The organism is Paenibacillus sp. J2L1-98 (assembly GCF_056269405.1).
Genome location: NZ_JBWDNW010000037.1, coordinates 23,278 through 34,468, shown reverse-complemented (window position 1 = coordinate 34,468; position 11,191 = coordinate 23,278). Strand labels below are relative to the sequence as shown.

Genomic DNA, 11,191 nt, shown 5'->3' with positions numbered 1-11,191 from the left:
ATGTAAGACCCCTTGAAGACGACGAGGTTGATAGGTTCGGGGTGGAAGCACAGCAATGTGTGGAGCTGACGAATACTAATCGGTCGAGGGCTTATCCTAAAGACGTTTGCCAGGACCCATACATCCGGCAGACAGCAGCTAAAAGGTTCAGCAAACCTAACTTTCGTATCCAGTTTTCAGGGCGCAAATGCGTCAAGAAACACCCCACATCCGGTGGGTTTTATTGTTTCGATGGAGGCTTAGCTCAGCTGGGAGAGCATCTGCCTTACAAGCAGAGGGTCGGCGGTTCGATCCCGTCAGCCTCCACCATTACTATCTAAAGCAGCCATTGTTCCTTGTGAACAATGTTTTTTTATTTTCAGGCGGCTGCATCCGGAAGACACAGCATGCTGTTTCAACGCCGGCATTGATCGCCCATACGGACATAGTTTAATATATTTAACGTGCAGCGTTCAATCGAGAGAGCTGCCCTTTTATCCAGTAAAATGGACAATCGGGCAGCTCTTTTTTTGTTTTCGGTCCGCATCATCACTAATCGTTAATAAATTAATGAAATGATTAATAAATTTATAATTGACAATAGTATCATCCAGTTGATAAAATTCACTTTGACATGAATTAATAAATAAGTATATAAACGTTTGTGTGATGTTGTTAAGCACTATTATGCCCGGATTGCTCCACACTCGAATTCGTTGTGGGCAACAGGTGAGCCAACTGAGGCATGATAGCGAAATAACTATTAAAAAAGGGGTTTTGATGACATGTTAAGCAAACAAGCAGCAGCATCGCAGCAGTTTACAAATCCGGTAATTCCACAACGGGCCGATCCATGGGTGTATAAGCATACGGATGGATACTATTATTTTACCGCTTCCGTGCCTGAGTATGATCGTATCGAAGTAAGAAGAGCGAAGACCATTCAAGAGCTGGGATCAGCGGAGGCCGTAGTCGTATGGAGAAAATATGAGACAGGCCCGATGAGCGCAAACATTTGGGCGCCGGAAATTCATTTTATCGCGGGCAAATGGTATATCTATTTTGCAGCAGCAAGAACCTCGGAGACGGTGGACGGATTATTCGATCATCGCATGTTTGTTATCGAGAATGATTCTGCTAATCCGCTGGAGGGCAGTTGGACGGAAAAAGGGCAAATTAAAGCAAATTGGGAATCATTCGCCCTTGATGCTACCACATTCCAGCATGAGGGTGTTCAGTATTTGGTATGGGCTCAGAAGGATCCGGCGATTACCGGAAATTCTAATTTATATATTGCTCCTATGAGCAACCCTTGGACGATTAGCGGTAAGCAGGTTATGATTGCGACTCCGGAATACGATTGGGAAAAAATCGGCTTCCTTGTCAACGAAGGCGCGGCGGTATTGAAGCGTAACGGTAAAATTTTCATCAGCTTTTCTGCTAGCGCTACCGATTTTAATTACTGCATGGGTCTGCTCTCGGCGCCGGATACGAGCGATTTGCTTAATCCGGCTTCCTGGACTAAAACAGCTGAGCCTGTATTTCAAACGAACGAAACGACAGGCCAGTACGGTCCTGGCCATAATAGCTTTACGGTGAGCCCGGACGGCGAGCAGGACATTATTGTTTATCATGCACGGAACTATAAAGAGATTGTTGGTGATCCGCTGTATGATCCAAATCGCCACACCCGTGCTCAAGTATTTGGCTGGAACCCGGATGGAACCCCGAATTTTGGCATCCCGGTTGCAGATAGCGCTATGAGGGTCGAATAGCTCGCTTGATGATTCGTTTATTTATTAATAACATCATATTTTTGTGATATGAAATTCTTCAAATGGACAAAACGAGTCGTAATCCGCAGCTTCTATGATAAAAAAAGCGATAAACAGCATATCTCAGTAACCTTTCGACATCTATTGACAGTGAAAGCGCTTTGCATTATTATAAATTTAATAAAAACATTAATTACTTAATAAATATGCTCACGTCGTATATTTGGCGCTAATTAATGTAAACGCAATACATTTAGGAGGGGTTTAGGTGGCAAAGAAAAAAGGATTACTTTCCGTGTTTGCAGTCATGATGTCGTTGATCTTAGTGCTGTCAGCATGCGGTGGTAAAGACAATTCAGGAAATTCCGGCAGCACAGGCGAGAAAACAGAGTCGAAACAAATTTCGTTTATGTTTAGAGGCGGTCCTGAAGAGCAAAAAGCTTATGAAGCAACAGTGAAGAAATTCGAAACGGACAACCCCGGCGTTAAAGTTAAAATCATTACGACAACAGGCGATCAATATGCAACGAAATTGAAAGCTGCCATTACAGGCAAAAGCGTTCCGGATGTATTCTACTTTGATCCGGGCGATCTGAGAGCGTATGCAAACGGCGGCGTACTTAAAGATATTACGGAATACGTATCCGACGTGAAATTCGATAACATCTGGAAATACGGCGTCGATAGTTACCGATATGACGGTGAAACTGTAGGACAAGGCAGCATATACGGCTTGCCGAAGGACGTTGGTCCTTTCGCGCTTGGCTACAACAAAACGATGTTTGAAGCTGCTGGTATTCCATTGCCGGATAAAGATAAGCCTTACACATGGGACGAGTTCATTAAAGTAAACCAACAGCTTACGAAGGATAACAACGGCGACGGAAAAATCGATCAATACGGCACAGGCTTTAACGTAAACTGGGCTTTGCAAGCTTTCGTATGGAGCAACGGCGCTGACTGGCTCGATGAGACAAACACAAAAGTAACGATCGATGATCCTAAGTTTGCGGAAGCGCTGCAATACTTCGCAGACATGCAAAATGTTTACAAAATTACGCCTTCAATTGAAGATGCAGCAACACTGGATACTTACCAGCGCTGGATGAAAGGCGAGTTGGCGTTCTTCCCTGTAGGTCCTTGGGATCTGGCGACTTATGAAACATTGCCATTCGATTATGATCTTATTCCTTACCCTGCAGGCTCCACCGGCAAATCGGCAACCTTCGTAGGATCGCTCGGTATCGGCGTATCCAATAACTCGAAGAGCCCTGAACTGGCTGCTAAGCTTGTTACGTACTTGACGGCCTCACCTGAAGGTCAGCAACAGCTGGTAGATGCTAAGGTTCAAATTCCTAACCTGATTGACATGGCTGAAACTTGGGCTGCTAATTCGGAAACGAAACCGGCTAACAAGAAAGAATTCCTTGATATCGTTCAAGACTACGGTAAACCAATGCCTAACACACTGACTTACAATGCAGAATGGTACCAATTGTTCTTCACGGATATTCAACCCGTACTTGACGGCAAGGTTACGGCTGCAGATTATGTGAAATCGCAGCAACCAAAAATGCAAAGCTTGCTTGATAAAGCGATTGAACAAGAATCAAAATCAAAGAAATAATAAAAGCTTATCATTTTTAACCCGCAAGCAGTGATGTTAGTTCTTCCCATAGAGCCAGCATCACTCTTCTGCCGGGTGAATCAGGGGTGGAAGATGAAAACCAAGTCGAATCTCTATCGCAAAGAAAGCTACTACGGGTATTTATTTGTACTTGCTCCCGTTCTTGGATTTCTCTTGTTTACTTTGTATCCGCTGTTATATTCGCTCTACGGTTCATTTACCGATTGGGATGGCTTAGGCCGGATGGATTTTATCGGATTGGCCAATTTTAAAGAAATATTTATGGACGAACAATTCCACAAGGCCAGCTTCAACACATTGTTCATGATGATCGGCATACCAATAGAAATAGTATTAGCCTTGCTGCTAGCTCTTGGGCTCAACCGTAAAATGTTCGGTACGACAACGTTTCGCGTCGTTTACTACATCCCGGTCATATCCTCGCTCGCGGCGATTTCAATTTTGTGGCAATGGGCTTATAACGGCGACTATGGTTTAGTTAATCAGTTTCTTGCTCTATTCGGTATTGAGGGCCCCAACTGGTTGACTGATAAATATACGGTGAAACCGGCACTCATTATTATGATGGTATGGAAAAACCTCGGTTACTCGATGCTGCTCTATTTGGCAGCGCTTCAGAGCGTACCTAAGGACTATTATGAGGCTGCTCAGCTTGACGGAGCAAACGGCTTTCAAATCTTCAAACATATTACGTTTCCTATGGTTAAACCGGTTACCTTCTTTATCGTTGTAACGAAAGTGATCGGCGGCGCGCAAATTTTTACGGAAATAAACATTATGACATCAACGGGCGGTCCGGAATACAGCTCTGCCTCGGTCGTATTCTATGTTTGGCAGAAGGCGTTCGGCAACCTGCAAATGGGCTATGCCTCCGCTATGGCGATGCTGCTTGGCATTTTCATCTTCGTAGTGACGCTTGTTCAATTCAAGATGAATGAAAAATCGTCGAAGGATCTGGAATAACGACAACAGAGGAAAGGAGTGACCCTGACTATGCTATCGGCCAAAAAATTTAAGATTACGGATGCACTCGTCTTTATACTTATCAGTATAGGCGCTGTATTTATGATTGCTCCGCTTGCATGGACGGTTTCGACTTCATTTAAGACGAAGAGTGAAGTGTTCGCCTTGCCGCCCGTATGGATACCGGAGAAGTTCGACTTCATTAAATACGCGGAAATTTGGGACAAGGGGCCGCTGCTCAGCGGTATTCAGAACAGCCTGCTGATTACGGTGTGCGTCACGATTATAGGGACGTTCACCTCGAGCCTAGCGGCTTATTCATTCGCGAAGCTTCGTTTTGCGCATAAAAACAAAATTTTCATGCTATTGCTTTCATCCTTGATGATTCCATATCCGGCTATTATGATTCCGCAATTCATCATGTTCTCCGAATTCGGTTGGGTAGATACGCTCAAGCCGCTTATTGTACCGGGTTTGTTCGGAAATATTATGATGATCTTCTTCCTTCGCCAATATTTGACCAGCGTGCCAGGCGCTATTATTGAAGCGGCGAAAATCGACGGTGCCTCTTACTTTGGCATTTTCACAAAGATTGTATTCCCGTTAATCCGCCCGGCAGTAGCCGCGCAAGTTATTTTGTGGTTCATGGGAATCTGGAACGATTATTTGGCGCCGATCATTTATTTGAATTCGCCGGAGAAGCAAACGCTTCAGCTCGTTATTGCGAATTTTAATGCGACCTATGCGATTCAAACGGATTATCCGCTCATTATGGCTGCATCCTTCGTTGCTTTGCTGCCTATGCTCATCATATTCCTGGTATTTCAAAAGCAAATTATCGAGTCTGTCGCTATTTCTGGCGTCAAAGGGTAGGAAATACATGCAACAAAGCCTCGGGCAAAGCGCTCCGGGGCTTTTTTTGTGCTGGCCGCCTCTCTCTTCCCTTCAGTGCGCACCAGACGAGTTCTTCCAATCTCCTGTCGATCCGCCTCGGGAAGAGCCGGCAAAAGACTTACCATTGTAATTACTTTAGAACTAAAATATAATAGTTAAGTTATAAAGTATTAATAAAGGGTGTGGGAGAATACATGAATCAGGCTGAAAGTCAGAAGGTGCGTTTTTGGCCTATAATGGCTGCAATCTTTATCGGTTCATTTCTATGCGTACTGGCATCGGCTTCGATCAATTTGGCGCTTGAAATTTTAAAGGATCATTTTGGGACGACGCTTGGCTCTGTGCAGTGGACGTTAACCGGCTTTATGCTGGCAATGGGAACGACAGCGCCGATCGCCGGTTATTTAGGCGAGAGATTCAGCTTTAGACGTCTGTATCTCTTCTCGTTAATCGGGTTCACATTGACGTCGGTTTTGTGCGCAACTGCCTGGAGCGAAGGCTCATTAATTGCATTTCGCGTACTGCAGGGGGCGTTCAGCGGCTTGATTATTCCGGCCACAATGTCTATCATCTATCAAATTATTCCAAGAGAAAGACAAGCGATGGCGGTTGCGTTCTGGGGCTTGTCTGCCATGCTGGCGCCAGCCTTCGGTCCCACCATTAGCGGCTGGGTGCTGGAAAATCTGAATTGGCATTGGCTGTTCCTTATGAACATTCCGATTGGGCTGGTCGCAATCTTGTTCGTGTATGCTTATATTCCTTATTACCGGATGAATGTACCGAAGAGCTTCGACGGACTTGGCTTCCTGACGGTTATTGTGAGCAGCTCGTCCTTGCTGCTTGCGCTGGGGCAAGGCCATAACTGGGGCTGGGGATCGTGGAAGATCGTATCCTTGTTCGTGCTCGGGGCGGTTACGCTGCTTCTGTTCATATGGCGGGAGCTAACGACAGAATCGCCGTTACTCGATATTCGAGTATTCAAAAACGGGCGGTTTACCTTAAATGCGATTATATCAAACATCATTACGATCAGCTTGTATTCAGGCACCTTGCTGACACCGGTATTTCTTCAAAGAATTCAGCATGTTTCCGCGATGGATACGGGCATGATATTGCTTCCGGCTTCTCTGGCGATGGCTTTGCTTATGCCTGTCGTCGGAAAGCTGTACGGCATTATCGGACCACGCTGGCTGATGTCGGGCGGCATTTTGCTGCTGACGATAGGTACGCTTGCGTTAAGCTGGTTAAGCATCGATGTCTCGCATACTTACGTTATCTGGTGGATGATCGTACGCAATATCGGCATCGCGCTCGTCGTTATGCCGACAAGCAACGCGGCAATGGAGCAAATTCCACCTGAGCTGTCGGGTCATGCATCTGCGATAACGAACTGGACACGGAACGTGTTCGGCTCGTTCGCCATTGCGATTTTCACGACCATGCTCGCTTCCAGATCGGTTACGCATGCTGCCGGCTATATGAAGGCGGGCGATGTCGACAAGATACACATTGAGATGATGTCGTTCACGATGAGTGTGAATGATGTGTATGTCGTTGCAACATTGGTTGCAGCCGTCGCGCTGCCGCTCAGCCTATTCGTAGGTAAGGTGAAGCGGACGGAAGGCTTGAAGGCTAAGAAGCTAAAGGAAACAGCATAAAAAAATGGTTTCACAATTATAAAGCCGCTTTCACTCGTTTCTAGAGTGATAAGCGGCTTTTATTTTAATAAAAAAGGCTGGAGCTTTATAAAAAATATCTGGAATTTTTATGGAGGCATATACTATGAGTACAACAAATCATTTGATTATAAAAGCCCATAGGGGCATCGAATTACAGACCAGAGGATGGCAGCCTGGGCGAATTGGGATAAGTTCCGCGAGCTGGACAAAATACGTGCGTCATGCTGATACGGGTTATGATCTGGCCATTCGAACGGCCAAAGAAAAAGGCATTCAAATTCCATCGTTGGATTAAAGGGTGGCTGCGAAATGAAATCGATTATTTATGTTAAATCCGCGAACCAGGTCGTAACCGTTAAAGGGGCTAGCCATTTGCCAAAGCGGGGACGGGAAATGTCTGAGCTGGACATTATTGAGAATGGCAGCGTCATATTAATTGATGACCTTATTGCTTTTGTAGGTACGGATGAAGAGGCAGCCAAATTTATGAATACATTGTCGGGATATGTAACGACAATAGATGCCGCGGGCAAAGTGGTCACGCCTGGACTTGTTGATCCTCATACCCATCTCGTATTCGCGGGCAGCCGGGAGAAAGAATTCGAGATGAGGCTGCAGGGCATCAAATATATCGATATTTTAAAACAGGGCGGCGGTATTTTGAGCTCGACGAAAAGTACCCGGGAGGCCACCTTGGAACAACTGGTTGAGCAATCCTATGTGCGGCTGAACCGTTTACTGCAGCACGGAGTTACGACTGTAGAAGCCAAAAGCGGGTACGGCTTGACGGTTGAGGATGAATTGAAACAGCTGCGCGCCGCCCGCAAGCTGAATGAGCTTCATCCCGTCGATTTGGTATCCACGTTTATGGGAGCCCATGCTGTTCCCGCTGAGTACAAAGAAAATCCAGAAGCCTTCGTCAGTCTTATAACCGATGAAATGATACCGCTCGTAGCGAGGGAAAATCTGGCTGAGTTCTGCGACGTATTTTGCGAAGACGGGGTGTTCACGGTCGAGCAGTCCGAACGAATACTCGAAACCGGCAAACGGTATGGCTTAAAGCCGAAAATCCATGCAGATGAGATTGTTTATACCGGCGGAGCCGAGTTGGCGGTTAAAGTAGGCGCTGTTTCCGCTGAGCATCTGCTGCAGGCGTCCGATGAGGGAATCCGCCAGCTGGCCGGCAGTCATACGATTGCCGTTCTATTGCCGGCGACAGCCTTCTTCCTGATGGAGCAGCCGGCAAGGGCTCGAACGATGATTGAGGAAGGGGTAGCTGTAGCGCTATCCACCGATTGCAACCCCGGCTCATCTCCAACCCAGTCGATGCCGTTTGTTATGAACGCTGCCTGCATAACGATGCGAATGACGCCAGCCGAGGTGCTTGCAGCCGCTACGATTAATGCGGCTCATGCGATTGGTAGAGCGAATCAAATCGGCAGCATCGAAGTCGGGAAGAAAGCGGATATCGTTTTGTTTAATGCCTCTAATTATCAAATGCTTCAATATAACTTCGCCGTCAATCTTGTTGATACCGTTATTAAAAATGGGGAAATTGCGGTTAAGGAAGGTGTTTTGCTTGGAAAAAAAACAGCTACGGGTTAACCCGGCTCGTTTAGAGCAGAGCATCAGTGCTTTGGCCATGTTCGGCAGGAACGAACATGGCGGGCTCAACCGGACTACCTTCACGTCTGCGGAATTGGCAGCGAGGGATTGGCTGAAGGAACAGCTCGCCGGGATAGCTTTGGATATCAGGGTCGATCAAGCGGCCAATATATGGGCAATGCGGAAGGGTAGCGAGCCATTTCTGACTGCTATCGCTTTCGGCTCCCATATCGATACGGTACCTAATGGCGGCAAATATGACGGCGCGCTGGGCGTTTTGATTGCGCTAGAAGTGATGAGACTTCTGCACGAACATGAGATTGTGACGAGACATCCGCTCGAGCTGGTCTCGTTCAGCGCGGAGGAGCCGAATCCGTTCGGGTTATCGACATTCGGCAGCAGGGCTGTTACGAAGAAACTGAAAAGAACGGATATTATGGACGTGAAAAATCCGGCCGGACAGCTTTTGACGGAGGCAATGCGGAGCGCGGGAGGCGATCCGGACCGTTTTGAAGATGCCGCCCGCAGTCCGGGGGAATTGAGCGCATTTCTTGAAGTTCACATTGAGCAAGGAAAACGGTTATTGGAACGGAATATTCCCATTGGCGTTGTAACCGCGATAACCGGCATTTACCGGGAAATAGTCGTTGTATCCGGTGAAGCGAATCACGCCGGTACCACGTTGATGGAGGATCGGAACGACGCATTGACCGCTTCTGCCGAGATCGTTCTGGCACTGGAAGAGGTATGCCGGAACCATCCGGCTAGTGAAGTTGTCGGTACGGTGGGGAGAATGCTTATAACACCGAATGCCGCTAATATCATCCCCGAGAAGGTAGAGTTCATCGTGGAAATACGCGGGAAAAGCCGCGAGGAAATTCAAGAGGTTATCACGGCTTGGGAAAGCTTTATTTCGGTGATCGAGCAGGAGCGCAGCGCCATTGTGCAGCGAACGGTCATGCTGGATCAGCCTCCGGCCCCCATGGATGACGAGGTCATTCGAGTCAGTCAGGAGCAGGCGCATTCATTAGGCTATCCGTATTATTTGCTGGGCAGCATGGCTGGTCACGATGCGACTCATATGGCTTCCATCACGAGAAGCGGGATGCTGTTCGTGCCGAGTATTGGCGGTAAAAGCCATTGTCCGGATGAGGAGAGCCGCATGGAAGACATTGAGAAGGCAGCCAACGTACTGCTTCAAACCATTTTGGAACTGGATCAACGATTGAACAGATAGGGAGTGAACCGTTATGCCGCAATTATATACAGCCGATTCTATTTATTATAAAGAAAAGTTTCAGAACAATCTCGCGATGCTTGTCGAGAATGGTGTCATTAAGGAAATCGGAGAGCGTCAAGCGCTGGAAGCGAAGTATGCAGGAGCCGAGCAAACGGACTTGAGCGGCAAAGCCATCGTACCGGGCACTGTTAACGCTCATAACCACTCCTTTCAAAGCCTCTTGAGAGGGATCGCCGTTGACCGCCCTTTCCTGGAATGGCGCGACAACGCCCTCTACAAGTATACGCCTCTTCTGGATGAAGAAGCGATTTATACCGGTGCATTGTTTGCATTCGGCGAAATGCTGAAGTACGGCGTGACCACCGTCAGCGATTTCTTCTATGTCCATAACGGGGGAACGGCCACTGACGAAGCGGTTATTCAAGCAGCGCAGGATTTGGGAATCCGTCTGGTGCTTGCACGAACGATGTATGATTGGGACGGTGCTCCCCTGAGCTATCAAGAGACCGTTCAGGATGCGGTGTCCCGGACCCGCCAGTTGGCCAAGAAATACCAAGGGAATCCGATGGTTACGATCCATCCTGCCCCTCATAGTCCGCATGGCGCTTCTCCGGAGATGATTAAGGCGGGACACCGTTTAGCCCAGGAGCTAGATACCCCTTTTCATATCCACGTTGCGGAAGAGATGTTCGAGGTGGAAGAAACGCTGGAGAAATATAAGCTTAGGCCCGTTCATTATTTGAATAATCTTGGGGTAGTCGACGATAGAATGATTGCGATTCATCTGGTCTGGCTCGAGGATTCGGAGATCCGGCTGTTAGGCGAGAAAAATGCGGCTTTGGCCTATTGTCCTTCCAGCAACATGTTTCTATCCGACGGCGTAACGTGCATACCGGACCTCGCGCAAGCCGGCGTTCGGATCACGCTGGGCTCGGACGGGGCTTGCAGCAATAACCGGATCAGCGTATTCGAAGAGATGAGAATGTGTTCGCTTCTCCAAAAGGTAACCCGACTGGACGGCACCTGCATTAATGCAAAGCAAGTGTTCGATATGGGGACGAAGGTTGGCGGAGAACTTCTGCGACTGCCCGTAGGCGTTCTGCAAGAAGGTTACCAAGCCGATTTCGTAACGCTCAATCTGGATGACCTTTCCTTGTCGCCAAAGCGGGAGCTGTTCGCGAACGTTGTCTATGCCATGCAGCCGAATGCCATAAGCGATGTTGTGGTGAACGGGAAATTCATTGTGAACGACGGAGAGCTTGCAACAATTTCGGAAAAGTCGATCGTAAACAAAGTAGACCGTTTGTTCGAGAAATGGCAAATGTTCGATGGAAGGCAGTAGCATTTACTTGCGGGTGCTGAGTAATCATTGAATCTGCATCAAGAGAAAAGGAGAAGTTTCCCGGAA

9 protein-coding genes, 1 tRNA gene and 1 rRNA gene are annotated in these 11,191 nt (G+C 47.5%); all 11 read left to right on the top strand.

From position 1 onward, the window contains the following. A 23S ribosomal RNA gene (locus AC0YNZ_RS30340) occupies positions 1-99 on the top strand; the annotation flags it as partial. A 134-nt stretch (positions 100-233) separates the two neighbouring features. Further along, positions 234-309, top strand: a tRNA-Val gene (locus tag AC0YNZ_RS30335). A gap of 455 nt (positions 310-764) precedes the next feature. Continuing rightward, the gene (locus AC0YNZ_RS30330) at positions 765-1,754 is read left to right on the top strand and encodes a glycoside hydrolase family 43 protein (protein WP_475830099.1); all 990 of its coding nucleotides are present in this window, start codon (positions 765-767) and stop codon (positions 1,752-1,754) included. Positions 1,755-2,022: 268 nt separating this feature from the next. Continuing rightward, on the top strand, positions 2,023-3,381 hold the full coding sequence (locus AC0YNZ_RS30325; RefSeq protein WP_475830098.1) for an ABC transporter substrate-binding protein: 1,359 nt from the start codon (positions 2,023-2,025) through the stop codon (positions 3,379-3,381). 93 nt (positions 3,382-3,474) lie between these two features. Further along, positions 3,475-4,365, top strand: coding sequence for a carbohydrate ABC transporter permease (locus AC0YNZ_RS30320; protein ID WP_110774297.1), 891 nt, complete (start codon positions 3,475-3,477; stop codon positions 4,363-4,365). A gap of 30 nt (positions 4,366-4,395) precedes the next feature. After that, the gene (locus AC0YNZ_RS30315) at positions 4,396-5,238 is read left to right on the top strand and encodes a carbohydrate ABC transporter permease (RefSeq protein ID WP_475830097.1); all 843 of its coding nucleotides are present in this window, start codon (positions 4,396-4,398) and stop codon (positions 5,236-5,238) included. Between the two features lie 215 nt (positions 5,239-5,453). Next, on the top strand, positions 5,454-6,917 hold the full coding sequence (locus AC0YNZ_RS30310) for a DHA2 family efflux MFS transporter permease subunit (RefSeq protein ID WP_475830096.1): 1,464 nt from the start codon (positions 5,454-5,456) through the stop codon (positions 6,915-6,917). Positions 6,918-7,041: 124 nt separating this feature from the next. Next, complete coding sequence (locus tag AC0YNZ_RS30305) at positions 7,042-7,233, top strand: hypothetical protein (RefSeq protein WP_475830101.1); 192 nt, start codon at positions 7,042-7,044, stop codon at positions 7,231-7,233. Positions 7,234-7,247: 14 nt separating this feature from the next. Then, positions 7,248-8,543, top strand: a complete 1,296-nt coding sequence (gene hutI, locus AC0YNZ_RS30300; protein ID WP_475830095.1) for an imidazolonepropionase — start codon at positions 7,248-7,250, stop codon at positions 8,541-8,543. After that, positions 8,518-9,780 (top strand): allantoate amidohydrolase, encoded by a 1,263-nt coding sequence (locus AC0YNZ_RS30295; protein WP_475830094.1) that lies wholly within the window; start codon positions 8,518-8,520, stop codon positions 9,778-9,780. Before hutI ends, AC0YNZ_RS30295 begins: the two co-directional genes overlap by 26 nt. Before the next feature lie 13 nt (positions 9,781-9,793). After that, a complete protein-coding gene (locus AC0YNZ_RS30290; protein WP_475830093.1) occupies positions 9,794-11,125 on the top strand; it encodes an amidohydrolase family protein in 1,332 nt (443 codons plus the stop codon). Positions 11,126-11,191: the final 66 nt, after the last annotated feature.